General features: G+C 63.5%; 25 protein-coding genes and 1 riboswitch. Of the genes, 20 read left to right on the top strand and 5 right to left on the bottom strand.

The annotated features are described in order from the left end of the window. Nucleotides 1–23 precede the first annotated feature (23 nt). Together B2P87_RS10070 and B2P87_RS10065 are read right to left on the bottom strand one after the other, a co-directional pair. The gene (locus tag B2P87_RS10070) at nt 24–380 is read right to left on the bottom strand and encodes a hypothetical protein (protein WP_141892113.1); all 357 of its coding nucleotides are present in this window, start codon (nt 378–380) and stop codon (nt 24–26) included. A 35-nt stretch (nt 381–415) separates the two neighbouring features. Beyond that, a complete protein-coding gene (locus B2P87_RS10065; protein WP_141891338.1) occupies nt 416–1,138 on the bottom strand; it encodes a DUF599 domain-containing protein in 723 nt (240 codons plus the stop codon). Nucleotides 1,139–1,218: 80 nt separating this feature from the next. Here B2P87_RS10065 and B2P87_RS10060 point away from each other — a divergent pair, with 80 nt between their 5' ends. The 7 genes from B2P87_RS10060 to B2P87_RS10030 all read left to right on the top strand — a co-directional run bounded on the left by B2P87_RS10060 (nt 1,219) and on the right by B2P87_RS10030 (nt 8,061). Further along, entirely contained in the window at nt 1,219–2,664 is a 1,446-nt protein-coding gene (locus tag B2P87_RS10060; protein ID WP_141891337.1) for an FAD-linked oxidase C-terminal domain-containing protein, read from the top strand. A gap of 50 nt (nt 2,665–2,714) precedes the next feature. Continuing rightward, nucleotides 2,715–3,812 (top strand): FAD-binding protein, encoded by a 1,098-nt coding sequence (locus B2P87_RS10055; RefSeq protein WP_167510290.1) that lies wholly within the window; start codon nt 2,715–2,717, stop codon nt 3,810–3,812. Nucleotides 3,813–3,815: 3 nt separating this feature from the next. Next, a complete protein-coding gene (glcF, locus tag B2P87_RS10050) occupies nt 3,816–5,138 on the top strand; it encodes a glycolate oxidase subunit GlcF (RefSeq protein WP_141891335.1) in 1,323 nt (440 codons plus the stop codon). Nucleotides 5,139–5,292: 154 nt separating this feature from the next. Beyond that, nucleotides 5,293–6,051, top strand: coding sequence for a trypsin-like serine peptidase (locus B2P87_RS10045; RefSeq protein ID WP_244270160.1), 759 nt, complete (start codon nt 5,293–5,295; stop codon nt 6,049–6,051). Further along, nucleotides 6,048–6,863, top strand: coding sequence for a trypsin-like serine peptidase (locus B2P87_RS10040; RefSeq protein WP_141891334.1), 816 nt, complete (start codon nt 6,048–6,050; stop codon nt 6,861–6,863). Before B2P87_RS10045 ends, B2P87_RS10040 begins: the two co-directional genes overlap by 4 nt. Nucleotides 6,864–6,995: 132 nt before the next feature. Then, nucleotides 6,996–7,460 carry an Hsp20 family protein gene (locus B2P87_RS10035; protein ID WP_058284876.1) on the top strand — a complete coding sequence of 155 codons (465 nt, stop codon included), beginning with the start codon at nt 6,996–6,998 and terminating at the stop codon, nt 7,458–7,460. 202 nt (nt 7,461–7,662) lie between these two features. Continuing rightward, entirely contained in the window at nt 7,663–8,061 is a 399-nt protein-coding gene (locus B2P87_RS10030; protein WP_141891333.1) for a globin domain-containing protein, read from the top strand. 27 nt (nt 8,062–8,088) lie between these two features. Here B2P87_RS10030 and B2P87_RS10025 read toward each other — a convergent pair whose 3' ends face one another. Continuing rightward, complete coding sequence (locus B2P87_RS10025) at nt 8,089–9,561, bottom strand: NAD-dependent succinate-semialdehyde dehydrogenase (RefSeq protein WP_141891332.1); 1,473 nt, start codon at nt 9,559–9,561, stop codon at nt 8,089–8,091. A gap of 201 nt (nt 9,562–9,762) precedes the next feature. Between B2P87_RS10025 and B2P87_RS10020 the strand changes: the two genes are divergently transcribed. The 12 genes from B2P87_RS10020 to B2P87_RS09965 all read left to right on the top strand — a co-directional run bounded on the left by B2P87_RS10020 (nt 9,763) and on the right by B2P87_RS09965 (nt 21,775). Next, nucleotides 9,763–10,548 carry an alpha/beta hydrolase gene (locus B2P87_RS10020; protein WP_141891331.1) on the top strand — a complete coding sequence of 262 codons (786 nt, stop codon included), beginning with the start codon at nt 9,763–9,765 and terminating at the stop codon, nt 10,546–10,548. Nucleotides 10,549–10,742: 194 nt separating this feature from the next. Beyond that, nucleotides 10,743–11,951 (top strand): aminopeptidase P family protein, encoded by a 1,209-nt coding sequence (locus B2P87_RS10015; RefSeq protein WP_141891330.1) that lies wholly within the window; start codon nt 10,743–10,745, stop codon nt 11,949–11,951. A gap of 306 nt (nt 11,952–12,257) precedes the next feature. Continuing rightward, nucleotides 12,258–12,998 (top strand): CDP-diacylglycerol--serine O-phosphatidyltransferase, encoded by a 741-nt coding sequence (gene pssA, locus B2P87_RS10010; protein ID WP_058284881.1) that lies wholly within the window; start codon nt 12,258–12,260, stop codon nt 12,996–12,998. 27 nt (nt 12,999–13,025) lie between these two features. Beyond that, nucleotides 13,026–13,649 carry a class I SAM-dependent methyltransferase gene (locus B2P87_RS10005; RefSeq protein WP_141891329.1) on the top strand — a complete coding sequence of 208 codons (624 nt, stop codon included), beginning with the start codon at nt 13,026–13,028 and terminating at the stop codon, nt 13,647–13,649. 180 nt (nt 13,650–13,829) lie between these two features. Continuing rightward, nucleotides 13,830–14,912 (top strand): hypothetical protein, encoded by a 1,083-nt coding sequence (locus B2P87_RS10000; RefSeq protein WP_141891328.1) that lies wholly within the window; start codon nt 13,830–13,832, stop codon nt 14,910–14,912. A 107-nt stretch (nt 14,913–15,019) separates the two neighbouring features. Next, nucleotides 15,020–15,211: a hypothetical protein gene (locus B2P87_RS09995; RefSeq protein ID WP_141891327.1), complete on the top strand. Its 192-nt coding sequence runs from the start codon at nt 15,020–15,022 to the stop codon at nt 15,209–15,211. A gap of 157 nt (nt 15,212–15,368) precedes the next feature. Beyond that, complete coding sequence (locus tag B2P87_RS09990; RefSeq protein ID WP_141891326.1) at nt 15,369–16,490, top strand: hypothetical protein; 1,122 nt, start codon at nt 15,369–15,371, stop codon at nt 16,488–16,490. A 138-nt stretch (nt 16,491–16,628) separates the two neighbouring features. Next, entirely contained in the window at nt 16,629–18,566 is a 1,938-nt protein-coding gene (locus B2P87_RS09985) for an AAA family ATPase (protein ID WP_141891325.1), read from the top strand. Then, nucleotides 18,563–19,492, top strand: coding sequence for a putative phage abortive infection protein (locus tag B2P87_RS09980; protein ID WP_141891324.1), 930 nt, complete (start codon nt 18,563–18,565; stop codon nt 19,490–19,492). The genes B2P87_RS09985 and B2P87_RS09980 overlap by 4 nt, the downstream gene beginning before the upstream one ends. After that, nucleotides 19,489–20,850 (top strand): DUF6638 family protein, encoded by a 1,362-nt coding sequence (locus B2P87_RS09975; protein ID WP_141891323.1) that lies wholly within the window; start codon nt 19,489–19,491, stop codon nt 20,848–20,850. The genes B2P87_RS09980 and B2P87_RS09975 overlap by 4 nt, the downstream gene beginning before the upstream one ends. 2 nt (nt 20,851–20,852) lie before the next feature. Next, nucleotides 20,853–21,119 carry a hypothetical protein gene (locus B2P87_RS09970; protein ID WP_141891322.1) on the top strand — a complete coding sequence of 89 codons (267 nt, stop codon included), beginning with the start codon at nt 20,853–20,855 and terminating at the stop codon, nt 21,117–21,119. 11 nt (nt 21,120–21,130) lie between these two features. Continuing rightward, nucleotides 21,131–21,775 carry a DUF1523 family protein gene (locus tag B2P87_RS09965; protein WP_141891321.1) on the top strand — a complete coding sequence of 215 codons (645 nt, stop codon included), beginning with the start codon at nt 21,131–21,133 and terminating at the stop codon, nt 21,773–21,775. A 71-nt stretch (nt 21,776–21,846) separates the two neighbouring features. Here B2P87_RS09965 and B2P87_RS09960 read toward each other — a convergent pair whose 3' ends face one another. Continuing rightward, nucleotides 21,847–22,386 carry a TetR/AcrR family transcriptional regulator gene (locus B2P87_RS09960; RefSeq protein WP_286852455.1) on the bottom strand — a complete coding sequence of 180 codons (540 nt, stop codon included), beginning with the start codon at nt 22,384–22,386 and terminating at the stop codon, nt 21,847–21,849. 15 nt (nt 22,387–22,401) lie between these two features. Then, nucleotides 22,402–22,938, bottom strand: a complete 537-nt coding sequence (locus B2P87_RS09955) for a dihydrofolate reductase family protein (RefSeq protein WP_141891319.1) — start codon at nt 22,936–22,938, stop codon at nt 22,402–22,404. A 271-nt stretch (nt 22,939–23,209) separates the two neighbouring features. Then, nucleotides 23,210–23,408: riboswitch (cobalamin riboswitch) on the top strand. A 107-nt stretch (nt 23,409–23,515) separates the two neighbouring features. Here B2P87_RS09955 and B2P87_RS09950 point away from each other — a divergent pair. Further along, nucleotides 23,516–24,751: an aromatic ring-hydroxylating oxygenase subunit alpha gene (locus tag B2P87_RS09950; RefSeq protein ID WP_141891318.1), complete on the top strand. Its 1,236-nt coding sequence runs from the start codon at nt 23,516–23,518 to the stop codon at nt 24,749–24,751. The last annotated feature ends 2 nt before the right edge of the window (nt 24,752–24,753 follow it).

Genomic DNA, 24,753 nt, shown 5'->3' with positions numbered 1-24,753 from the left:
GAGTATTTCTTAGAAAGATGAAGTCAGGGCAGGGTGAGGACGTATGTGTCCTTGCCCCAGCCGTCCACCAGGCAGCGGGCCTGGATCTGCACTTGGGCTGTGCCCTCCGGGATCTGAACGCCGCTGAGCGAGCGGGTAAAGGGTTGCTCTTGCTCATGCGGATGCGCCAGCACGCGCAGGCCCAGTTCGGTTCCGTCCATGCCGAGCACCCGCCAGCCGTCGGCGTAATGCTCCCATCCGGTGTCCGGGTGCGACAGCGTCACGCTGAAGATCCAGCCGCCGCCGGATTGGCGGGCCGTGGCGCCTTCAATAACCGGTTCAGCGGCGCGCGCGGGCAGGGCAGCAGCGCAGAGCGCGCCGGTCAGCAGCAGGGATTTCATCCCCGCACCATAGCGGCGGCTGCGCGGCTGCGCGGTCACGAAACCGTGTCCCCGTCGCTCTCTGGCGGGATGCGCATCAGGATCGTGCGCGAATGCGAGGCAAACTCGCGCCGGTAGAGGACGGCAAACGTGATCACCGCCGCACCGGCCAGCGGCAGCGCGCCCGCCAGCCAGGCCACCGCGGCGAGGGCGAAATAGGTTGCCCGCATCCCGCGGTTGAAGCTGCGCGCGGCGGTGATGCTGATCTCGGCGGCCTGCGCAGCGCGCGGATAGGCCAGCGGGTCTGCACGGTCGTTCGGCACCGCTGCCATCAGCACCGCGCAATAGCCGAACAGCCGGTGGGACCAGACAAATTTCAGAAACGCATTGGACAGAAACAGCAGCACCACCAGGATCTTCACCTCCCAGACGAAGGCCGGGGCGCTGTCCTGGATCAGGTCTTCGGCAACGCCGGCCAGTTGCTCTGTATTGCCGATCAGCGCCAGCCCGCCGCCGATGGCGATCATCGCGGCAGAGGCGAAAAAGGCGGTGGCCTGGCGCAGGTTGCCTGCCAGCTGGGAGTCAAAGATCCGCGGGTCGCGCTCCACCATCCGTTTCATCCAGTCGCGCCGGAAATCCGCCATCAGCCAGGACACCGAAGGCCGCCCCGCAGGCGGGTTTTCGATCCGCCAGCCGATCCACAGCCAGCTGGCAATCAGCAGGGTGACGGCGGCAAGGTCGAACAGGGAAAACTGCGCAAGGCGGGCGGTCCAGATCATGGCCCGACCCTAGCGCGGCAATCCGCCCCTTGCCAGATGCGATAAATTGGTAATATTATTTTACCAAAGAGGAGAGCCCTATGGAGATGCCATCCCCGAACCCCGCCATTCTGGCCCGCAAGGCGCGGCTTGCCGCGCGGCTGCTGACTGTGCTGCCCGCCGATGCGGTGATCCAGGACGAGGCGGAGACCCGCGCCTATGAGTGCGATGCGCTGACCGCCTACAGATGTCCGCCGCTGCTGGCGGTGCTGCCGCGGAGCACGCAGGAGGTCTCAGCCGTTCTGCGCATCTGCCACGAGGAAGGCGTGCCGGTGGTGCCGCGCGGGGCGGGCACGTCGCTGGCGGGCGGGGCGCTGCCGACCGCGGATTGCGTCATCCTGGGCGTGGCGCGGATGAATGCGGTTCTGGAGACTGACTACGGCAACCGCATCATCCGGGTGCAGACCGGGCGCACCAACCTGAGCGTTTCCGGCGCGGTGGAGGAGGAGGCGTTCTTTTACGCGCCCGATCCGTCCTCGCAGCTGGCCTGCGCCATTGCCGGCAATATCGCCATGAACTCCGGCGGCGCGCATTGCCTGAAATACGGGGTGACCACGAACAACCTGCTGGGTGTGACCATGGTGTTGATGGACGGCACCGTGGTGGAGATCGGCGGGGCCCATCTGGATGCCGGGGGCCTGGACCTCTTGGGGGTGATCTGCGGCAGCGAGGGTCAGCTGGGAGTGGTGACCGAAGCCACCCTGCGGATCCTGCGCAAGCCGGAGGGCGCGCGGCCTGTCCTGATCGGGTATGATAGCAACGAGGTCGCGGGCGCCTGCGTGTCGGACATCATCAAGGCGGGCGTGCTGCCGGTGGCCATCGAATTCATGGACCGCCCCTGCATCGAGGCCTGCGAGGCCTTTGCCAAGGCAGGCTATCCGATGTGCGAAGCGCTGCTGATCATCGAGGTGGAGGGCAGCCCGGAGGAGATTGACCACCAGCTTGGATTGATCACGGAGATTGCCCGTTCCCACAACCCGGTGGAGCTGCGCGAGGCCGGCGATGCGGACGAGGCCGCCCGCATCTGGCTGGGCCGCAAATCCGCCTTCGGCGCCATGGGGCAGATCAACGATTACATGTGCTTGGATGGAACCATCCCGGTGTCCTCGCTGCCCTTCGTGCTGCGCCGGATCGGCGAGATGAGCAAGGAATTCGGGCTGGATGTGGCCAATGTGTTTCATGCAGGTGACGGCAACATGCACCCGCTGATCCTGTTTGATGCCAACAAACCGGGCGACCTGGAGACCTGCGAGGCCTTTGGCGCCGAGATCCTGAAGCTGTGCGTCGAGGCAGGCGGCTGCCTGACCGGGGAGCACGGGGTCGGGATCGAGAAGCGGGATCTGATGCTGCATCAGTATGATGAGGCGGATCTGGAGGCGCAGCTGAAGGTCAAGGATGTGTTTGACCCCAAGTGGCTGCTGAACCCGGCAAAGGTATTCCCGCTTTCGGTGACAGAGGGCCGGCGGGCGGCCCTGGCAGCTGAATGATTGGGGGCTCGCCCCCAAACCCCCAGAGTATTTCCGGAAAGATGAAGATGATGACACCAGGGACCGAGGCAGAGCTGGCGGAGGCCATTGCGGGCGCAAGCGGGCCATTGTGTATTCAGGGCGGCGGCAGCCGCGGGCTGGCGGTGGAGGGGGAGGTGCTGAGCACACGCGCCCTGTCCGGTATCGGGCTTTATGAGCCCGGCGCCCTGACGCTGGTGGTCAAGGCAGGCACGCCGGTGGCGGAGGTCGAAGCGCTGCTGGCGGCTGAAAACCAGCGGCTGGCGTTTGAGCCGATGGACCACCGCGGGCTGCTGGGCACCGAAGGCGAGCCAACCATCGGCGGGGTGATTGCCGCGGGCATCTCCGGCCCCCGGCGCATCCAGGCGGGCGCGGCGCGCGATCACTTGCTGGGCGTGCGGTTTGTGGACGGCTCCGGCCAGGTGGTGAAGAACGGCGGCCGGGTGATGAAGAATGTGACCGGCTATGACCTGGTGAAACTTCTCTGCGGCGCCCACGGCACGCTGGGGGTGCTGACGGAAGTGTCGCTCAAGGTGCTGCCGCGGGCCGAGGCCGAGGCGACGGTAACGGTGGCCGGGCTGGACCTGCCGTCGGCCGTGCGGGCGATGTCGGCGGCTTTGGGCTCGCCCTATGATGTCACCGGCGCGGCCTACGACGCTGAAAGCGGTCAGGTCTGCATCCGGGTGGAGGGGTTTGCCGGATCTGCTGCCTATCGCAGCGGCAAGCTGGCGGAGCTTTTGTCGCCCTTTGGCCGGGCAGAGGTGCAGCCGCAGGCCCGGGATCTGTGGCAAGGCCTGCGCGATGTGTCGGCTTTTCACGGGCGCGCGGGGGATGTCTGGCGGATATCGGTGAAGCCATCGGACGCGGTGACGCTGGCGCCGCAGCTGCAGGCGGATGCGCTGCAGTTTGACTGGGGCGGCGGGCTGATCTGGGCGCTTGTCCCCGCGGGGACAGAGCTGCGGAGCCGGCTCACCGTGCCGGGTCATGCCACGCTGGTGCGGGCGGACGCCGAAACCCGCGCCCGGCTGGGCGTGTTCCAGCCGCAGCCCGCGCCCCTTGCGGCCATTTCCAAAGGGCTGCGGCGGCAGTTCGATCCGCGCGGCATCCTCAATCCGGGCTTGATGGGATAAGACATGCAAACCACCTTTACCGAACAGCAGCTGCAGGATCCGGGCACCAAGCGCGCCAATGAGATCCTGCGCACTTGCGTCCATTGCGGGTTTTGCACCGCGACCTGCCCGACCTATCAGGTGCTGGGCGACGAACTCGACAGCCCGCGCGGCCGCATCTATCTGATCAAGGACATGCTGGAAAACGAGCGGGTGCCGGACGCCAAGACCGTCAAGCACATAGACCGCTGCCTGTCGTGCCTGGCCTGCATGACAACCTGCCCGTCGGGCGTGCATTACATGCATCTGGTGGATCATGCCCGCGCCTATATCGAAAAGCACTATGACAGGCCCTGGAGCGACAAGGCCCTGCGCTGGCTGCTGGCGCGGATCCTGCCCTATCCGTCCCGGTTCCGGCTGGCGCTGATGGGCGCCAAGCTGGCCAGGCCATTCAAAGGTCTGCTGCCCGATCCGCGGCTGCGCGCCATGCTGGAGATGGCGCCGAAACACATCCCGCCGGTGAGCCGCAATGACGATCCGCAAAGCTTTGCCCCCGCCGTGCCGCGCAAGAAGCGCGTGGCGCTGATGACCGGTTGCGCGCAAAAGGCGCTGAACACCGATATCAATGATGCCACCATCCGCCTGCTGACCCGCCTGGGCTGCGAGGTGGTGGTGGCCAAGGGCGCGGGCTGCTGCGGCGCGCTGACCCATCACATGGGGCGCGAGGACGAGAGCCACGCCACCGCGGCTAAAAACATCCGCGCCTGGGCGGCAGAGATGGACGGGCAGGGGCTGGACGCCATTGTCATCAATACTTCCGGCTGCGGCACCACGGTCAAGGACTATGGCCACATGTTCCGAAATGAGCCGCTGGCGGCGGATGCGGCGCGGGTCTCTGCCATCGCGATGGATATCTCCGAACTGCTGATGCAGCTGGAGCTGCCTGAGGGTTCGGACAAGGGGCTGACCGTGGCGTATCACGCTGCCTGCTCCCTGCAGCACGGGCAGCAGATCAAGACCCATCCGAAGACACTGCTGAAACGCGCAGGCTTCACCGTGGTGGAACCCGCCGACAGCCACCTCTGCTGCGGGTCGGCGGGCACCTATAACCTGATGCAGCCGGAAATCTCTGCCGAGCTGAAGGCGCGCAAGGTGAAGACGCTGGAGGCCAAGACCCCCGACCTGATCGCGGCGGGCAATATCGGCTGCATGATGCAGATCGGCTCCGGCACTGAACTGCCCATCGTGCACACGGTGGAGCTGCTCGATTGGGCCGCCGGCGGCCCGCAACCGCCTGCGCTGACCGCGCCTGGCAAGCGCGCCCCGGAGGTGCCCATCCTGCGCTGAGGCCGCCTGCGCGAAAGAATCAGGCTGCATTCTCCGCGGGCTTGCCGTAATTTTGCCGGAACGGACACGTAATCTCCCAGCCGGTGGATAAGAGGAGACGCAGGTGAGGCAGTGGATTCTGGCGGTGCTGGCAGTGTTGCTGCCGGCCGCGGCAATGGCGCAGGACAGCCGCCTGCAGCGGATGGATACTCTGGATGCGGGCCGCAAATGGGAGGCCGTCGGGCGGCTTGATGTGAATGGCGAGGGATTTTGCACCGGTGCGCTGATTGCGCCTGACTTGGTGCTGACCGCCGCGCATTGCCTCTATGACAGCCGCACAAAGGCGCCGATTGACCCCACAACCATTGAATTCCTGGCCGGATGGCGCAACGGGCGCGCCTCGGCCTACCGCAGCGTGCGGCGGGCGGTGCAGCATCCCGCCTATGTCTATGACGGGGAGCTGTCGACCGGCCGGGTGCGCAACGACATCGCGCTGCTGCAGCTGCAGCGCCCGATCCGCAACACCACCGTGACACCGTTCGAGACCGACGAGCGCCCGCGCAAGGGGGCCAAGATCGGTGTGGTCTCCTACGCCCATGACCGCTCCGAGGCGCCGTCCCTGCAGGAGGTCTGCGCGGTGATGGCGCGGCAGCAGGGGGTGCTGGTGATGTCCTGCGATGTGGATTTCGGCTCCTCCGGGGCGCCGGTGTTCTCCTTCGAGGGCGGCACCCCGCGGATCGTGTCGGTGATTTCCGCCAAGGCCGAGGTGAGCGGTGAACGGGTCTCGCTCGGTTCCGCTTTGGCCGAGGAGCTGACGCTGCTGCAGGCGCAGCTGACCGGCGTGGCCACCGGCGGCCGCCTGCCGCCCGGCGTTGGCCGCGTGCGCGTCGGCGAGGGGCGCAGTTCCTCCGGTGCGAAGTTCATCAAGCAATGACCTGGCGGGCGCTGATCCTGGCGGTTGCCGCCCTGGCCTATACCGGCGGCGCAATGGCACAGGGCACCGGCCTCCGGCGCCTGACCGGGCGAGATGACCTGCTGGGCTGGGAAGCGGTGGGGCGGCTGGAGCTGAACGGGCAGGGGTTTTGCACCGGCACGCTAATTGCGCCGGAGCTGGTGCTGACGGCGGCCCACTGCGTCTATGACCGGAATGCAAAGGTGCGCCCGGCAGACCAGATCATCTTCCGCGCCGGGCTGCGCGATGGGGTGGCGATTGCCGAGCGGCAGGCGCTGCAGGTCGCCGCGCATCCGGGGTACGCCCCGCGCGGACGCCTCGACCTCGAAAACATCCGCCACGATGTGGCGCTGATCCGGCTGGCCGAACCCATTCTCAGCGGCGAGGCCGATGCCTTTGCCCTGCACTCCGGCAGCGGGTACGGCAGCCGCATTTCCGTGACCTCCTATGGCCGGGGCCGCGCCGAGGCGCTGTCGCGGCAGCGGCAGTGCAACCTGATGGGGGAGTATGAGGACGTGCTGATGATCGACTGCAACGTCACCTTCGGGTCCTCCGGTGCGCCGGTGTTTTCCCAGGCCGGCGGCCGCGGGCGCATCCTGGCGCTGGTGTCCGGCGGCGGCAATTACCGGGGTAAGCAGGTGGCGTTTGGCATGAAGCTGCCGCAGCGGGTGGCAGAGCTGAAGGCCCAGCTGCGCCGCAATCCTGCGGCCGCGCCCGACCGCCGGATCAAGCGGATCCGGGCGGGCGGCGGCGCCTCTGCCGGGGGCGCGAAATTTGTGCGCCCGGGCGGCTGACCGCCCCCTTGAAGCCGCATTTTCCGTTCCTATCTGAGGACTATCCGGGCAGCCGCTGATTGGGGCCCGGAAAATTCCGGCCTGTCCCCGCGGGGAAGGCATCCTGAAATCGCTCATGAATGAGGATGGAAAATGCGTACCTTTGATTTTACACCGCTGCACCGTGCAACCATCGGCTTTGACCAGATCGCCAACCTGATGGACCGCGCCCTGAGCGCTGATGCCGCCCAGTCCAGCTACCCGCCCTACAACATCGAAAAGACCGACGCCGACAGCTATCGCATCTCGATTGCCGTCGCCGGTTTTGCCGAGGAAGACCTGAACGTTGAAGTGAAGGAAGACGCCCTGGTTGTCGCCGCCAAAAAGGCTGAGGACGGCGAGGAGCGCACCTTCCTGCACCGCGGCATCGCAACCCGCGCCTTTGAACGCCGGTTTACCCTTGCCGACCATGTCCGCGTGACCGGCGCCAGCCTGGAAAACGGCATGCTGCATATCGATCTGCACCGCGAGGTGCCGGAGGCGCTGAAGCCGCGCCGGATCGAAATCTCCTCCTCCCGCCCGGCCCGTCCGGAGATTGAGGCCAAAGCGGTCAACTGATCCCGCGGACTCCGGTCCGAGCGTATATGCCCCCCGGTTCTGCCGGGGGGCTTTTTTGTGTCCGGGGCTTCAAACAATTCTTAGCCTTTTGGCCGCACTGTTGGGGAAGAGGTCATGTGCACCGGCGCTGTTTCCGCATGCCGCAGGATGCGCGGCGCGGCGGTTCGGTGCCTTGGTTTGGTTGCGGTGAATTGGCGGTTTGATGACCCCTCAGGAAGTTCAGCATGTTCAGCAAAGCTTTGCCGGGGTTTTTGCCCGCAAGGCGGATCTGGCGGAACGGTTTTACGTGCATCTGTTCACCCGCCTGCCGCAGGCGCGCGGCATGTTCCGGGGCAACTTCGTGAAGCAGAAGGCGATGCTGACGGAGATGATTGCCGCCTGTGTGCGCAATCTGGACAACCCGGCGACGCTGGCAGAGCTTAGCGCGCGGCTGGTTCAGGACCACGCGCATCTGGATCTTGGCGCGCGGGAGAGCGACGCGGCAAAGCGGGCGCTGATTGCCGCTTTGCGCGATGTTCTGGGGCCGGCGCTGGACCCGGAGACGGAAACCGCCTGGGCCGGCGCCATCAGCAGGGTGGCCGGGATAATGACCCGGCAGTGACCTGCACGTGCTGCCTGCGTTTCGGGATCAGACCGACATGCAGATGTACTTCATCTCCAGATAGTCCTCGATGCCGTGGTGGCTGCCTTCGCGGCCCAGGCCCGACTGTTTGACGCCGCCGAACGGGGCCACTTCGGTGGAAATGATGCCGGTGTTCACCCCGACAATCCCGTATTCCAGCGCTTCGGCCACCTTGTACACGCGGCTGAGGTCCTTGGCATAGAAATAGGACGCCAGGCCGAAGATGGTGTCATTGGCCATCGCGATCACTTCGTCCTCGTTCTCGAACTTGAACAGCGGCGCAAGCGGGCCAAAGGTTTCTTCGGTGGCAAAGGCCATGTCCTGGGTCGCGCCGGTCACGACGGTCGGCTGGAAGAAGGTGCCGCCCAGTTCCGACGGGTTGCCGCCCAGGATCACGCTGCCGCCCTTGGATTTGGCGTCGGCAATGTGCTCCTCGACCTTCTCCACCGCGTCCCTGGTGATCAGGGGGCCGAAGTCCGTGCCCTCTTTCAGCCCGTCGCCGACCGTCATTTTCTGCAGGGCCGCTTTCAGCTTCTCCGCAAAGGCATCGTAAACGCCGGCCTGCACATAGATCCGGTTGGCACAAACGCAGGTCTGGCCGTTGTTGCGGAACTTGCACATGATGGCACCTTCGACGGCGGCATCCAGATCGGCGTCGTCGAACACGATGAAGGGCGCGTTGCCGCCCAGCTCCATCGAGCATTTCATCACCTGCTCTGAGGCCTGCTTCAGCAGGATGCGGCCCACTTCGGTGGAGCCGGTAAAGGTCAGCTTGCGCACCGCGGGGTTTTCGCAGAACTCCTTGCCTACATCGGAGGACCGCGACGACGGCACCACGTTGAACACGCCCGCAGGGATCCCTGCGCGCTCTGCCAGAACCGCCAGCACGATGGCCGACAGCGGCGTCTCTGCCGCCGGGCGCGCAACGAAGGAGCAGCCCGCCGCCAGCGCCGGACCGGCCTTGCGGGTGATCATCGCATTGGGAAAGTTCCAGGGCGTGATCGAGGCGGCCACCCCGATCGGCTGCTTGATCACGGTGATGCGCTTGTCGCGCTGATGGCCGGGGATGGTCTCGCCATAGATCCGCTTGGCCTCTTCGGCGAAGAACTCCACAAAGGAGGCGCCATAGGCGACCTCACCGCGCGACTCGCTGACCGGCTTGCCCATTTCGGCGGTCAGGATCACCGCCAGATCCTCCTGGTTTTCCATCATCAGGTCGAACCATTTGCGCAGCACATTGGCGCGCTCCTTGCCGGTCCACTTGGCCCAGTCCTTCTGTGCGGTCTCGGCCTGGGCAATGGCGCCCGCCACCTGGGCGCGGCTGACATCCGCCACCTTGGCAATCACGTCGCCGCGCGCGGGGTTGGTCACGTCAAAGGTGCCCTCGCCCTCGACAAACTGGCCGCCAATATAGGCGCGCGTCTCCAGCAGGCTGGGGTCTTTGAGCAGGGATTTCAGGTCAGTGGTTGCATCAAGCATTGCGGGCCTCCCGGGGGTTCTGTCACTGAAATGCAAATCAGCTGTGCCTTGATATGTCCAGACAGAACGATAAGTCCAGAATTTGATCAAATTATTTAGCCAAGAGTGCCGGGGGGCGGAAATTTCCGCCGGGCAATTTGACATGTCCTGTGCGAGACTGTCAGGTAGCCGCAAAACAAAATTTCAACGGGGAGACTGGGCATGGAATTGGATGATGCCTATGCCAACGGGGCATACATCGAGAACGCAGACAAGTACCCGCCGCGCTGGGCCGCCTCAGCCGAGGACTTCCGCAACAGCCTGCATCAGCGCGCCCGGCTGGACATCCCCTATGGCGAGGGGGCGCGGCAGCGCTTTGACCTGTTCCTGCCTGAAGGCGAGCCTAAGGGAGTCTTTGTCTTTGTGCACGGCGGCTACTGGCTGGCCTTCGACAAAAGCTCCTGGTCGCATCTGGCCCGCGGCGCGATTTCGCATGGCTGGGCGGTGGCAATGCCGTCTTACGACCTGTGCCCGGAGGTGCGGATCGCCGATATCACCCGGCAGATCACCGCGGCGGTGACCCGGATCGCGGCGGAGGTGGACGGCCCGATCGCGCTGGCCGGCCATTCGGCGGGCGGCCATCTGGTGGCGCGGATGCTGGACAAGGCACTGCTGCCGGCAGAGGTGGGGGAGCGGATCAAGACGGTGATCCCGATCTCACCTCTGGCGGATTTGCGGCCGCTGCTGCGCACCTCGATGAACCAGAAGTTCCGGATGGACTCGGCTGCCGCCATTGCCGAAAGCCCGGTGGAGATGAACGACCGCTATCCCGCGGAGGTCACCGTCTGGGTCGGCGGCGAGGAGCGCCCGGCGTTTCTGGATCAGGCCATCTGGCTGGTGGAGGCCTGGGAGACCGACCACGTGATCGCCTTTGGCAAGCACCATTTCAATGTGATCGACCCGCTGGCGGACCCCGAAAGCGACCTGGTGGCTCTGATCGTGAATTGATCGCGGCGCGGTGGGCGGAATCGCCCACCTTGCAGGCTCCCCGGCCGCAAAAACGTCTTGCCAGAATCCGGTTTCCGCCGCATCTTTCGCGCAAGGGCCAGGCGATGGCGTCGCCGCATGGAATACATGGTGCCCCCGCATTCCAAAACTGTCCTGAACGCCGGGACCTTTCTTGTAAGAAGGAAGGGTCTGATATGACTGCACGTCCTGAAATGTACCGTTTTCACAATGGTGAGAAGGCGCCGCTGCAATTTGCCGTCTCCGAATACGAGGCGCGGATCGCCGGCCTGCGCAAGATCATGGCCGAAACCGGGGTGAGCGCCGCCGTCTTCACCTCGATGCACAACATCTCCTATTACTCTGGCTTCACCTACTGCGCCTTTGGCCGCCCCTACGGCCTGGTGGTGACCGGGACCGAGGCGGTTACCATCTCGGCCGGCATCGACGCGGGCCAGCCCTGGCGCCGCTCTTTCTGCGACAACATCACCTACACCGACTGGCAGCGCGACAATTTCTGGCGTGCAATCAAGTCGGTAAGCGGCGAGGGCGCGGTTGTCGGCTATGAGAGCGACCACCTGACCCTGCTGCAAAAGGGCAAGCTGGAGGCGTTCCTGGCGCCGTCGCAACTGGTCGACCTCTACCTGCCGACGATGGAGCAGCGGATGCGCAAATCGGCGGCCGAGATCGAGATGATCCGGGCCGGTGCTGCGGTGGCCGACGTGGGCGGCTTTGCGATCCGCGATGCGGTCAAGGAAGGCGTGCGCGAGATTGATGTGGCGATGGCCGGGCGTGACGCGATGGAGCTGGAGATTGCCAAGCGGTTCCCGGATGCCGAATACCGCGACACCTGGGTCTGGTTTCAGTCCGGCATCAACACCGACGGTGCCCACAACCCGGTGACGGGACGCAGGCTTCAGCGCGGCGATATCCTGTCGCTGAACACCTTCCCGATGATCTCCGGCTATTACACCGCGCTGGAGCGGACCATGTTCGTGAAAGAAGTGGACGCCGACAGCCTGAAGATCTGGGAGGCCAATGTGGCGGCCCATGAATACGGCATCTCGCTGCTGCAGCCGGGGGCGAGCTGTGCGGAAATCACCCATAAAATCAACGCCTTCTTTGAGGGGCGGGATCTGCTGCAGTACCGCACCTTCGGCTATGGGCATTCGTTCGGCGTGCTGTCGCACTATTATGGCCGCGAGGCCGGGCTGGAGCTGCGTGAGGACATTGATACGGTTCTGGAGCCGGGTATGGTGATCTCGATGGAGCCGATGCTGACCATCGCCGAGGGCAATCCCGGCGCGGGCGGCTACCGCGAGCATGACATCCTGGTGATCCATGAAGACGGCAACGAGAACATCACCAAGTACCCCTACGGGCCGGAGTTCAACGTGGTCGGCTGAGCCGCGGCGCAGGCGGGGCGCTCCCGCCTGCTCATGGCCTCCCGGCGGGAGGCCTTCGCAGTTGGGCGTGGCACCGTGCGATGCACGGTGCCCTTTCTTTTCAGGGGGCACCGCCTGTACACTTCCCGTGCACCCCCTGTGCACCCCCTTTGCGCAGAGGCGGCTGCCGGGTCCGTGAATATTGCGCTGCGGCGGCGCTTGGGGCATAGGTGCGCAACGGTTACAATAGCCCCCAAGTTTGCCCCAAGGTTTGCCTCTGCGCCGCGGCCACTCCACCGCCACCGCGAGGAAGAAAGAGCCACCGCCATGTATGACGTCCCGGAAAAGAAGAAATCCGAATTTGCGCTGATCCAGCTGATGCCGAACATGATGACCATCGGTGCCATCTGTGCGGGCCTGTCGGCGATCCGCGCTGCGGTTTACGGCAATTACACGCTGGCGGTGATGCTGATCCTGCTGGCCGCAGTGCTGGACGGGCTGGACGGGCGGCTGGCGCGGGCGCTGCACAGCGAAAGCAAGATGGGTGCGGAGCTGGATTCGCTGGCCGACTTCCTGAACTTCGGGGTGGCGACGCCGATGGTGATCTACCTCTGGGCCTTACAGGATGTGCGCGGCGTGGGGTGGATTTCGGTGCTGGTGTTTTCGGTCTGCTGCGTGGTGCGGCTGGCGCGGTTCAATGTCGGCAGCAAGTCGGAGGAGGAGCCGAAGGGGCGCAGCGGCTATTTCGAAGGCATCCCGTCGCCCGCCGGGGCGTTTCTGGCGATGCTGCCGATGTTTGTCTCCTTTGCCTTTGACGGAGCGATGGTGCTGCCGGAGCTGCTGATCTGCCTGCATATGGTGGTGGTCGGCCTGCTGATGATCAGCCACATCCAGACCTGGTCGCCCAAGGCGATGAAAATCTCCCGCGAGCATGTTAAATACCTGCTGGTGGGATTTGCCTTCATGGCTGCGGCACTGTTGACCTATGCATGGACGGTGCTGGTTGTGCTATGCGTTGGCTACGTTGCAATGGTGATTTGGGGGCTGGTTTCCAAGCCAAAGGACTAGCCCAAGACGTCCAATGGGAGGGACGAATTGGATATCAAGGCAGTTGAGGAATCTTACGCGCGCTGGGCGCCGGTATACGACAGGACCTTTGGCGCGGTAACGCGCTCAGGCCGCCGCCGCGCAACCCGCTATATCAATTCCCGGCAGGGCAGCGTGCTGGAGGTCGGCGTCGGCACCGGGCTGTCGCTGCAGCATTATGCGCCGCATCTGCAGGTGACCGGCATTGATTTCAGCCATGACATGCTGAAGAAGGCGCAAGCCAAAGTGCGGGAGATGGGGCTGACCCAGGTCGAGGCGCTGCGGCAGATGGATGCCCGGCAGCTGGATTTCCCGGACAATTCCTTTGACACCGTCGCGGCCATGCATGTGCTGTCCGTCGTGCCCGAGCCGGAGCGGGTGATGCACGAGATCGCCCGGGTGCTGAAGCCCGGCGGCAAGGTGGTGATCACCAACCATTTCAAAAGCGGCAAAGGGGTCAGGGCCTCGCTGGAGAAGCTGTCTGCGCCGCTGGCCAATGTGATCGGCTGGCACTCCGACTTTGCGCTGGAAACGGTGCTGCAGGAAGACGGGCTGAGTGTCGAGCAGCAGGAGAACATCCCGCCGTTCGGCATGATGACCTTTCTGGTTCTGGGCAAGCAGCAGACCATGTGACGCTGCCCCGTTCGCGCGAAACCGCCCCCGGATCCGCTCAGGCGCGTCCGGGGGTTTTCTTTGTGCAGCCTCTCTGCAACAGTGATTTGGAAACGGGCGGAATTGCGCCGCCCGGGGGATGTAAAATCTTTTTACATACCCATATCCGGATCAGTTATTTGAGCGGGAGGAACGGACACGATGAGTGTTTCCCAATTTGACAGGATGGTAGCGGAGAGCGAGGAGAAGGTCCGGGACTCTCAGGCCAGGATCGAGGCGCTGACCTCGCGTATCGAGACTGCGCGCGGCAAGATCGAAGCGGGCGAGGATGCCAGCATCGACATTGAGAACGCGACACTTGAGGATGTGCATGCGCACACCGAGGTGATGAACGCCAATATCGCCGAGCTGATCATGGGGCTGGACGATGTGACGGCGGCGTTCTCCAAGGATTTCAACGAGATGCGTTCGAAAACCGGGTGGGAGAGCTTTGTCGGCTTCTTCTCCAAGGGCAAATCGGACTCGATGCGCCAGGAGCGGATGCGCACCGCCAATATCGATGACAAGCTGCAGGACCTGATCGCCAAGTCCGACGTGATCGTGAAGCTCTTGGAGGGCCAGCTGGCCACCCTGGAAGAGCAGCGCGAGAAGGTGCAGACCAACCTCACCGCGACGCTGGACGACCGCGAGTTCACCGTGCAGGAGCTGGAAGGCGTGCGCGCCCGGATCGTGGCGCTGGACCCGCAGATCATCGAGCTGGAAAACAAGATCTCGGTCGAGCAGGACGCGGCCGCGCGCACCAAGCTGGAGACCGAGCTGGCGGAGCTGAACACCAAGTACAACGCGCTGGTGCAGGAGGAGCAGGTGAAGCTTGCGAAATCCCAGACGCTGGAGCGCTATATCGAGAAGGGCAAGACCTGGGTCGACTCCCTGCAGAACCAGGCGGCGACGCAGATGGTTCTGATCAACAAGCTGCAGACGGACACCCAGCAGCGGGTGGTGCTGTATGATGCGCTGACCAAATCGCTGAAGACCGCGCAGCAGCAGGATGTGGCGCATAGGATCAACGAGATCGGCGTGCAGACCGACAAGGAAGCCCAGACCGCAATGGCCGCAATCGGCACCGCGACCAACCAGAAGATGGCCGACATGCTGGAAAGCCATGAGGGCAACATGGTGTTTGCCCGCGACGTGCTGGAGAAGAAGGCCAAGGCGGATGAACGCTTTGCCCGCCGGTTCGCCGCGATTGTCGAGAAGCACGACAAGAACCTTTATGGTGGGTGATGTTTCGCAACCCCTTCCTGAGATTCCTCGTTGTATCGGGTGCTCTGGCACTGCTTGGGTACTTGGTATTGTGGGCTAGAGAGCAGCCTGCGCTCGGAGGGGAAGGCTTGGTTGAGTACCTGTGGTACTTGCCACTGGCCCTGTGGGCAGTTGGTTTCGGCTACCTGTTTGTGCAGATCATTTTGGCTGTCGGCTGGTTTTACAGAACGGCCGAAACCGGGCTTTCCAAGGCCGCCGCGGGCTGGCCCAAACCTGTTCGTGATCTCATTGCAATAACTGATTACAGGCCAAAACAATGACCGAGCTTTCGCACGACCTCACAGGTGATTTTGCCACAGGCCAGAAACGGGCTGTACGAAACAGAGGATCGCGCCCGGCCCGAGGGGGGGCGTTCGCGCCCGCCCTGGGGGGCGGGTCGGGCGCGATCCGGGCTGCTGCGCACCCCGGAGGTTTCACATGACCGATCCCGCCAAGGACCACGCAGGCCTTACCGATACCTTCGCCTCGCGCCGGTATTTCCGGAAGTTCGAGACCATCATCCGGCATCTGACCCGGGTGGCGGCAGCGATGCAGGCGGAGGGGCGGCTGTCGAAATCCGATGTGAAGGTGCTGACCAGCTATCTGATGCGGCTGAACTTCACCTTCCGCGCGCTCTCCATGAAGTACCTGATGGCGGGACGCGACACCGGGCGGTTCTTTGGCAGCCTGGCGATGGACAAGCGCGACAGCGGCTTTCCGGTGGCGGCGGAGCTGATGACCATGGCCAATGACGCCCAGCAGGCGGAGCGGCATCTGGCCAATATGGCCAGTGAGGCGCAGCTGAAGGACGATATGGTGCGCACCATCATCTCGGACCGCACGGTGCCTGCGAAACTGCAATTCGCGCTGTCGCAGCGGCTTTATTATCAGGAACTGCTGAAGGGGCAGCTGTTCTGGGTGCAGAACGATCCGGTCTGCGAATGGCTGGAAAACATCGGCGAGCGGCGGCGGCGCTTCCTGCTGCATTGGGCCGCCTATGACAGCCAGGTGAACCTGCCGGTGATCTACCTGATGGAGCTGGAAGACAGCGGCAAGGTGGCGCTGCCGAAGGATGAACGGCGCTGGCCGGAATGCCAGGCGCATCTGATGGCGCAGGCGCTGGCGGGGCTGAAGCTGGTGACAATTGCCAAGGGGTTTGACGAGGATTTCGATAACCTCCACCCCAAGCGTCTGCGCCGCTATCATGTGGGGCCGATGTATTCCTCCGCCTATACCGAGCAGTCCGGCCCGCTGCACCGGGTGCTGGAAGAGGCGGAGGCGCCCGAGGGCCAGGACTGGGCCTTGGCCTGGACGCTGGAGGAGCTGGAAAGCGAGGAGGTGCGGGAGGAGCGCGCCGGCTGGTTCGGCACCGTTGAGCGGGAGATCTTTGCACTCGACCCCTTTGGCGGGCGCGGTGCGGATACCGGCGCGACCCGCACCCAGCGCGCCATCATCCTGCCGCAGCGCCCGTTCCAGGTGCTGGCAGAGCTGGACCCGCCGGGGTTTGCGGATGTGCAGAAATTCGTGGTGAGCGATGCGGGGCAGGTGCTGCGGTATTGAGCGCGCGCGTGGTGCGAGGACGGGAGCCCGCCTCTCGGCGGCAAAGCCGCCTGCCGGGCAGCGGGTCGGGAGTATTTTGGGAAAGATGAAAGAGCTGTGCCTGTTTTCGGCCGGCGAGTTGCGGATTGAGAGGAAGAGATGAGCATTTCAGGCACTCAGATGGAGCTGCGGGAGGAGGACATCCGCAAGCATTACGCCGCCGCGGCCGCGATGCTGGAGGGGTTCGACCACACCCCGCGTATTGCCAAGCCGCGGGCGAGCGCGCCGGTGCAGGAGCACTCGCCGGGGATTGCCCGCAGCCGCCGCTTCCGTTCCACCACGCCGGGGCTGGTGACGCGCTCCACCGCGCGGCCCGAAGGCGTGCATCTGATTGCCCGGATCGAGGCGGCGGACGGGGACGATCCGCTGACTTCGCCCTTGCAGGCGACCTTGCAGCACGCGCTGCGCCGGGCGCTGGCGGTCTCGCTGGCGATGGCGGAGGCTTATGCGGATGTTTCGGGCCTTGCGGATCTGAAGCGGGCCAATCTGGCAGGCTCTCTGGACGCGGCGCGCAAGGGGGAGTTTACCGAACTGCTGGCCGCCGAGGCGCTGATTGCGGTGCATGTGTTTGCCAACGCCACCGCCTATCTGCTGGCACCGCACGGGTCCGAGACGCAGGCCGAGGTGGGCGAGGCGGAGGAGCTGCTGACCGATAATGCGCCGCTGGCTTTGCACGGGGCGCTGTGGGAGCTGGACCAGAAGCTGGCGCTGCACGCGCCCGATGATACGCATCTGATTGCGGCGGCGGCTGCCTATGCCGAGCAGCTGATGGAGAAGGCCGCCCTGCGGGCGCAGAACGCGCCGCGGCTGGAGGCGTTCACCGCGGCTTCTTGGCGGGTGGATGCGGATGATCTGACCATCAGCGGCTTTGAACCGGCGGCCAAGGCGAAATCCACCACCCTGACGATGGCGTTCAAGAAACCGCATGAGGTGGTCGGCAACCATATCGCCAAGTACCAGGCGATGCGGCTGGCGAAGATGCTGATGGCCTATGATTTCACTCGCCGTCTGAACCCCTTTGCCGAGATGGGCGGGTTCATCTTCACCTTCATGGGCGACGGCAAGCCGGGGACCGGCAAGACCACCCTGATCCAAATGATGGCGGGGCTGATCCATGACTATTGCCAGAACGCGGGCTACCCCTTCCGCTACCAGAATTTCGGCATCGACAATATCGACAGCTACCAGGGCAAGTCGGGCCAGAACGCCAAGTCGTTCATCCAGAATGTGATCGACCCGGGCGTCATCGGCTTTGGCACCATCGACGACATCGACCAGATCGCGGGCAAGCGCGGCGACCGGCAGTCCAGCGCGGGCCAGCAGGAGGTGACCGCGGTGTTCATGGAGGCCTTTGCCGGCGCAAATACCGTGGTGCGCGGAAATTGCACCTTCGGCATGTTCTCCAACTACCCGGAGAATGTGGACGACGCCCTGCGCCAGCGGGCCGGCGCGCGGTTCCTGGTCGACGGGCCGCAGACGCGGGAGGATTATATCGACATCCTGACGCTGTTGATGGGCAAGAACCATGCGATCCCGCTGGGCGAGCATGATCTTTACGGTGCACAGGAGATCAAGAAGGCCGTCGCGCGCTCGTTCGAGGCGCACAACCGGCCGCAGGAGCCGGGGCTGATGGAGGTATTCGGCCGGGTGCAGGACCAGATCGGGGAGCTGGATGATCTGTCCAAGCTCGGCACCTATCTGAAGGCGATCCAGCAGGCGGATGACCGGTTTACCGGCCGCGCCATCAAGAACATCACCGATGCGGTCAAGGTCCGTGCGATGGATTTCGAGCTGCCGGATGAATGGATGGAGAACCCGGAGCTGTTCCTGTTCAAGGATTACGAGACCAAATCCGCGATGATTGCGGAGCTGCGGGTGCCGATCACGGTCGCCATGGTGGTGCAGGAGATCAACCGCTACGCCGACAGCGAGTTCCGCTATGCCGACAAGTCGGATGAGGTGGCGATTGAGGCCATGGTGCGCGATTTCGGGCGGCAGGAAGAGGCCAAGCGGCGGTATCTGGAGGGGAAGGGGTGATCGAAAGGATTGAAAATCACTGGCGCTCTATAAAGGCAGGCATCAAAAGCGATCGACCAATGGATGTTGGTAAGGCTCTGACGAAGGCCTTTCTAACAGTAGTGGCTATTCTCGCGATACTTCCTCAAGTTGACAGTGAGGGAGATTGGCAGTTTAGGGTTTTTGCGTTGCTTTTTTCGCCTTCGAATGAAATCGGCGATACCTTTGCTGGAGTAGCGGGAGTATTGGCCTTTCTCTGGATCATCGTGACTGTCTGGCTGCAAAGCGAAGAACTTGCCGAACAACGGAAAGAGCTTAAGCGCCAAGCTGATGAGTTCAATGCAATGAACACCAACCTGAGATCGCAGCAGTTCGAAACGACATTTTTCGAACTTCTGAGAACCCACTCGGAGATCGTTGGCGGCTTGGATGTGGTAAAAAAAGATAGCAAGGATAAACTAGCGGAGGGGCGAGACTGCTTTGTTTTCTATTACAGGGAATTGAATAAGGTTTATCGTGAAAAGCTAAAGAAACACGATGAAGGCATTGCCCTGTTTTATGCCTATAAAGATTTTTGGAACAGAAGGGGCAATGATTTAGGGCACTACTTTAGGTTTCTGTATAACTGCTTCCGAGTTCTTGAAGATGAGAAAGAGTTCTCTAAGCCTAGGCATGCCAAACTGCTAAGGGCGCAGCTATCTGATGCGGAATTGCTTTTATTGTTTTATAATTGCGTGTCTTTGAAAGGTGAGCCGTTTCAAACCTATGCGAGCAAGTTTGAGCTGTTTGACAACTTGCCTACTTTGAAGTTGCTCAACCACTCTCATATTGGGCTTTTGGGTTCTGAGGCCTTCGGAGACAATCCGAAGCTGACACCTAATGAAAACCGGAAACTCGAACGTGCGCACATTTTGGCACTTGAGACAAGTGTGAGGAGCAGGCCATGAAACGCCTCATCCAGCATGGCCTGATGTTCGGCAATCTCTTCCATGTGGCCTCGCCCGCGCTGGTGGAGCGCTATAACCGCGCGCTGAAGCATCTGACCGGCAAGACCACGGCTCTAACGGATTTCCACGTCGATATTTCGGGCTTTTCGCCGGAGATCGGGGATGAGCTGGGGGATGATCATTATCTGAACCATGCGGGCGTCAACCGGCAGTTCATTCTGCTGTCGACCGAGCAGAAACGCTGCCCGCTGCTTCATGTGAAATTCTCCACCAGCCGGGACATCCTGCGCCGGTTCATCGAAGTGAATGAACGCCAGCTGTTTGCGCTGACCGCGACCGATGCCGTTGCCGGCGAGCTGGTGAATTCGGTGTTTGAGGTCACCTCGCCCGCGAAGCTGTTCGACATCCGCCAGGTGCGGATCGAGGCGGATACCACCAAGGGTACGCTGCGCCATGCGGACCGTCTGGCGGAGCTGGTGGAGCGGTTCAAATCAGGTGAGGACGCCTGGTTTGATGATGATCTAATCGGGGAGATGATTGCGACGGCGGAGCAGACCGGCGATGTGACCCGCAATCCGGTGCATTTGGAACATGAGGTCTTTGAGCAGGGCAATTTCTGGACCGCGCATTTCGGCGGGCTTTACCTGTTTCAGGACGTGGAGCACCGGGCGGTGATTGCAAGCGGGGCAAAGCCCGAAGGCGTGCCGCTGAAACATGTGTTCGATCTGAGTGAGCGCAATGCGATTGCCCGGTTCCTGGAGCTGAACCGGCTGGCGGAGCCGGTGATCCGGGCGCGCGGCGTTGATGGGGCCGCGATCCTGCGGCAGAAGATGGGGTTTCTTGCGGTGTCCGTGCTGACCGAGAAGGGGCGGGACCTGACCGGCCTGTCACGCTCGGACCTCAGGCGGATGGCGGCGCGGCACGCTGATGAGCTGCCGGCGGAGTTTGACGGGCTGGCGGCGCTGGTGCGCTGGGCCGAAGGGGGCGGCAGTTGGCCGCGGATCACCTCGGATCATCCGGCCTATTTCTATAGTCTGCGGGCGTCGGACACGCCCTGCCGCGACTTGGTGAATATGCTGCTGGCGGAGCTGTGCCCGCATGATTTCCGGCAGATGTTCATCTGCCACAAGGAGGAATTCTACCGCCAGTACCGCGGCTGGCCGGAGACCAAGAAGGCCTATGCGGCGGAGTTCCTGGCGCGGGAGTATGCGGTGGACAAGGCCGGCGCGCGGCAGGCGCTGTTCGGGCATGAGCCGGATATGGAGGGGCGGATGCCTAAGCTGCCGCGCAGCCAGCGCCAGGGGCTGGTGGAGCGGGTCGGCCCCTGGGGCGCGGTGAACCGGGTGAGGGGGCGCTAGAGATGTTCGGCTTTATCCGCCTGATCCTGATCCTGTTGGTGGTGCTGACCTTGGCCTATGGCGCGGTGTCGCTCTACTCGCGCGAGGTGCGGCGGGCGAAGCTGAAACGGCGCTGGAAAGACAAGGGGTTGACCGGCGACCGTGCGGCCTTCATCCAACGGGGGCTGAGGCAGTATGACCGCTCGTTCCGGCGCAAGCTGATCCTCCTGGTCTATATCATCCCGCTGGGGGCCATCGCGCTTCTGGTCTATGTCATTAACTTCATGTGAGGAGCTGCCCGATGCGTTTCATCAAATGGGCCTTCCTGATCACCTTCTGGGTGCTGTTCGGTGCCTTCCTGCATTACACGCTGCCGCAGTACGACGTGGTGCGCATCGTCAACACTTACGAGGAGCGGCAGGAGCTGAACGACTGGACCCGCCTGTTCTGGTCCAAGCCCGACGACCAGTCGGCGCAGCTGATCAACCGCGATGTGCAATTCATCCAGGGCGTGCGCCCCAGCGGCCGCGCCATCGTCTACCGCAATGAGGACACCGGCTGGAGCTGGCCACCCTATTTCAAGTTCGACACAGCCAATCTGTACACCGACGCCAATGACAGCATCTCGACCAAGGCCAACCCGGAGTGGGTGGCGGTGATGCATTACGGCTGGCGCAACGAGTTCCTGTCGATCTTCCCGAATGCGGTGTCGATCAAACCGGTGGCAGGGCCGGAGGACAAGCCGACCAATTGGTTCAGCATCATCTTCCTGGTGCTGCTGGCCGCCATCCTGTGGGCCATCTATGTGCGCTGGCGCCGGTTCCGCCGGGCGCGGATCGACCCGATGATTGAAAGCGCAGAGGACAGCCTCTATGCCGCGGGCGATGCGATTGCGGAACGGCAGGGCCGCTTCCGCCGCTGGCTGGACAGCTGGAAATCGAAGTGAAGACGGGCCGCCGTTCGGGCGGCTCTGCAAGGCGAAAGCGGATGCGCGGGCCATGATTGGCCCGCGTATTTTCATTCGATACGGTCGAGCACCCAGTCCAGTGCGGGGGTGAAATCGTCAATCTTCAGCGCCGCTCCCGGTGCCGCGGCGGCTGCAAAGGCGAAACCGTGCGTGTAATCCACGATGAGGCAAAGCAGGGTGCGGGCGTCCGCTCCGGTCACGCCTGCGGCGGCGATTTCTGCCTCGATAAGCTGCGTCAATCCGGTCAGGGAGGGGCCGATCAGGGACGGGTTTTCCAGGATGCATTTCGCGAGTTCCGGGTGCCGGGTCACCTGGGCGCAATAGCGGGTCATCAGGTCCCGCAACCGCAGCTTGGGCGTTGCTGCCATTGACGGGGTGTCTGACCCTTCAAACGCAGTTGCGACGAGGCTGGCGATCATCTCGTCCCTTGTGCCGGCGTGATGGGCAACGGCCATCGGGGTGACGCCAAGCGCCTCGGCCAGCGCCTTGAAGGTCAGGGCCTTGCTGCCGCCCGTGTCGAGCAGCTGCAGGGCCTGCCTCAGCACATCGTCCTTGCTGAGGGTCCGGCTGCCCTTGGGCGGGCGTCCCATCCGCGGGGGCATCGGTCAGATCACCCGGAACGTGGTCTGCACCATGCCGGCGGGCAGGATCCGGGAGCTTGCCACCTTGAGGTCGATGTCGCGGTCCAAGCTGCCAAACAGGGGGATGCCGCTGCCGATCAGGATCGGGATCGTTGTGATGGTCAGATCGGCGATCAGCCCCTGGCGCAGGAAGGACTGCACCAGCCGGCCGCCGTCGATATAGGCGCGGGTCCAGCCTTCTTCTTGCAGGTCCTGCATGAGGTCTGCGGGCGCGGCGGTGCTGAGACGCACCTTGTCCTTCAGCTCCTCGGGAATGTCCTGCCCGGTCAGGCTGCTGCTGAGGACCACAACCGGTTTGCTGTAGGGCCATTGGCCGAAGCCGAGGAGGGTGCGGAAGGATCCTGTTCCCATGACCAGCCCGTCGACGCCGTCCATGAACGCGGCAAATCCGCCATCGCAGTCTTCGGCGGCGGGCTGCTTGGACAGCCAGTCCAGAGAATGGTCCTTGCGGGCCACGAAACCGTCGAGGCTGGTGGCGATAAAGACGTGGCCGGTGGTCATCGGCTGCTCCTGTGTTTCATTAAACTATACGATATATAGTTTAATGCATCCCGCTTTCCAAGAGGCCGGTACCGGGAATGCTGGCTGCGAATCGGCTCGGTGCGGCAGGCAGCGCCTAACCGCATGAAAGATAAGCGCTTGCCGCAAACGGGCTGGCGAGTGCCGGTTTGAGTTTCTATACATTCCTGTCCCGCCGGGCACGGCAAACATGCATGTCTTTTTCCGGTTTCGGCGGGTCGGATTTGTCTCCGCGCAACGGCCGCGTTTAGGGCAATTTGCGCCTCAGCAAGGTGCCGCCCCCTGGGGCGGAGAATTGGGAAGCTGGTGAAACTCCGGCACTGCCCCCGCAACGGTGACCCCGGGCAAGGCATGGCAAAGACCACTGAAGCATGCGCTTCGGGAAGGTGCCAGGCCCCGCCGCCGAATGGCCCCGGGACAGTCCGGAAACCAGCCTTGCCACGAAAACGTCAACCGCGGGCGGCGGCGGGGCGGTTGCGGGCGCGTGGCCTGTGATCTCTCTCCTCATGCCTGCAGCCAAGCCAACCTGCCGCGGGGATGCGGCAAAGGAGAGAAGCAGATGCTTCACGACAGCGAGATCCTGGCCAGACTGGTGGCCCGTCAGAAAAACTATTCCCTGGAGCAGGCATTCTATACCGATCCGGGCGTGCTGGATCTGGACATGCGCCAGATCTTCTACCGCGAGTGGCTGTTTGCCATTCCCGCCTGCGAGATCCCCAAGGCCGGCAATTTCGTGACCCATCAAGTCGGCGCCTACAATGTCATCATCGTGCGCGGCACCGATGGCGAGGTGCGGGCCTTCCACAACGCCTGCCGCCACCGCGGCTCGGTTGTGTGCAAGGCCAAGAAGGGCAATTCGCCCAAGCTGGTCTGCCCCTACCACCAGTGGACCTATGAACTGGACGGTTCGCTCTTGTGGGCGCGCGACATGGGGCCGGATTTCGACGCGTCCAAGCACGGGCTGAAGCCGGTGCATTGCCGCGACCTGGCGGGCCTGATCTACATCTGCCTGGCGGATGAGGCGCCGGACTTCGATGCTTTCGCCGCTGTAGCGCGTCCCTATCTGGAGCCGCATGACCTGGCCAACGCCAAGGTTGCCTATGAAAGCTCGATCATCGAGAACGGCAACTGGAAGCTGGTCTGGGAGAACAACCGCGAGTGCTATCACTGCGGCGGCAACCACCCGTCGCTGTGCCGGACCTTCCCCGAAGATCCCTCGGTGACCGGTGTTGAGGGCGGCGAGACCCCGCCGCACCTTCAGAAGCATTTCGACCGGATCGAGGCGGCGGGTATTCCGGCCCAGTTCCAGATCGACGCGCGCGGCCAATACCGGGTAGCGCGGATGCCGCTGAACGAGGGCGCCGAGAGCTATACCATGGACGGCAAGGCGGCTGTGGCCAAGAAGCTGGGCCGGGTGCCGTTTGCCGATGCGGGGACGCTCCTGGAATTCCACTATCCTACCACCTGGAACCACTTCCTGCCGGATCATTCCATCGTGTTCCGCGTCACCCCGATCAGCCCGACCGAGACCGAAGTCACCACCAAATGGCTGGTGCACAAGGATGCCGTCGAAGGCCAGGACTATGACCTGAAGCGGCTGACCGAAGTGTGGGTTGCCACCAACGACGAGGACCGCATCGTGGTGGAGGACAACCAGCGCGGCATCAACTCGCCCGCTTATGAGCCCGGCCCCTATTCGGAGGTGCAGGAAAGCGGTGTGATCCAGTTCTCCAACTGGTATGCCGAGCACCTGACCCGTGCGCTGACCGGCCGCAACTTGATCGCGGCGGAGTAACG

The sequence above is a fragment of the Leisingera sp. UBA4491 genome (assembly GCF_002388965.1).
Taxonomy (GTDB): Bacteria; Pseudomonadota; Alphaproteobacteria; order Rhodobacterales; family Rhodobacteraceae; genus Leisingera; species Leisingera aquaemixtae.
Note: the sequence above shows the minus strand (reverse complement) of the source record. Positions and strands in the feature narration are given on the sequence as shown.

What these genes read in the sequence shown, in the direction of transcription:
- B2P87_RS09955 (WP_141891319.1), bottom strand. Translation starts at nt 22,938, where the DNA reads ATGACCACCGGCCACGTCTTTATCGCCACCAGCCTCGACGGTTTCGTG.
- B2P87_RS09960 (WP_286852455.1), bottom strand. Translation starts at nt 22,386, where the DNA reads ATGGGACGCCCGCCCAAGGGCAGCCGGACCCTCAGCAAGGACGATGTG.
- B2P87_RS10065 (WP_141891338.1), bottom strand. Translation starts at nt 1,138, where the DNA reads ATGATCTGGACCGCCCGCCTTGCGCAGTTTTCCCTGTTCGACCTTGCC.
- B2P87_RS09965 (WP_141891321.1), top strand. Translation starts at nt 21,131, where the DNA reads ATGCGTTTCATCAAATGGGCCTTCCTGATCACCTTCTGGGTGCTGTTC.
- B2P87_RS10030 (WP_141891333.1), top strand. Translation starts at nt 7,663, where the DNA reads ATGACCCCTCAGGAAGTTCAGCATGTTCAGCAAAGCTTTGCCGGGGTT.
- B2P87_RS10020 (WP_141891331.1), top strand. Translation starts at nt 9,763, where the DNA reads ATGGAATTGGATGATGCCTATGCCAACGGGGCATACATCGAGAACGCA.
- B2P87_RS10025 (WP_141891332.1), bottom strand. Translation starts at nt 9,561, where the DNA reads ATGCTTGATGCAACCACTGACCTGAAATCCCTGCTCAAAGACCCCAGC.
- B2P87_RS10045 (WP_244270160.1), top strand. Translation starts at nt 5,293, where the DNA reads ATGGCGCAGGACAGCCGCCTGCAGCGGATGGATACTCTGGATGCGGGC.
- B2P87_RS09970 (WP_141891322.1), top strand. Translation starts at nt 20,853, where the DNA reads ATGTTCGGCTTTATCCGCCTGATCCTGATCCTGTTGGTGGTGCTGACC.
- B2P87_RS10040 (WP_141891334.1), top strand. Translation starts at nt 6,048, where the DNA reads ATGACCTGGCGGGCGCTGATCCTGGCGGTTGCCGCCCTGGCCTATACC.
- pssA (WP_058284881.1), top strand. Translation starts at nt 12,258, where the DNA reads ATGTATGACGTCCCGGAAAAGAAGAAATCCGAATTTGCGCTGATCCAG.
- B2P87_RS10035 (WP_058284876.1), top strand. Translation starts at nt 6,996, where the DNA reads ATGCGTACCTTTGATTTTACACCGCTGCACCGTGCAACCATCGGCTTT.
- B2P87_RS10000 (WP_141891328.1), top strand. Translation starts at nt 13,830, where the DNA reads ATGAGTGTTTCCCAATTTGACAGGATGGTAGCGGAGAGCGAGGAGAAG.
- B2P87_RS09950 (WP_141891318.1), top strand. Translation starts at nt 23,516, where the DNA reads ATGCTTCACGACAGCGAGATCCTGGCCAGACTGGTGGCCCGTCAGAAA.
- B2P87_RS09975 (WP_141891323.1), top strand. Translation starts at nt 19,489, where the DNA reads ATGAAACGCCTCATCCAGCATGGCCTGATGTTCGGCAATCTCTTCCAT.
- B2P87_RS09990 (WP_141891326.1), top strand. Translation starts at nt 15,369, where the DNA reads ATGACCGATCCCGCCAAGGACCACGCAGGCCTTACCGATACCTTCGCC.
- B2P87_RS10060 (WP_141891337.1), top strand. Translation starts at nt 1,219, where the DNA reads ATGGAGATGCCATCCCCGAACCCCGCCATTCTGGCCCGCAAGGCGCGG.
- B2P87_RS09985 (WP_141891325.1), top strand. Translation starts at nt 16,629, where the DNA reads ATGAGCATTTCAGGCACTCAGATGGAGCTGCGGGAGGAGGACATCCGC.
- B2P87_RS10070 (WP_141892113.1), bottom strand. Translation starts at nt 380, where the DNA reads ATGAAATCCCTGCTGCTGACCGGCGCGCTCTGCGCTGCTGCCCTGCCC.
- glcF (WP_141891335.1), top strand. Translation starts at nt 3,816, where the DNA reads ATGCAAACCACCTTTACCGAACAGCAGCTGCAGGATCCGGGCACCAAG.
- B2P87_RS10015 (WP_141891330.1), top strand. Translation starts at nt 10,743, where the DNA reads ATGACTGCACGTCCTGAAATGTACCGTTTTCACAATGGTGAGAAGGCG.
- B2P87_RS10055 (WP_167510290.1), top strand. Translation starts at nt 2,715, where the DNA reads ATGACACCAGGGACCGAGGCAGAGCTGGCGGAGGCCATTGCGGGCGCA.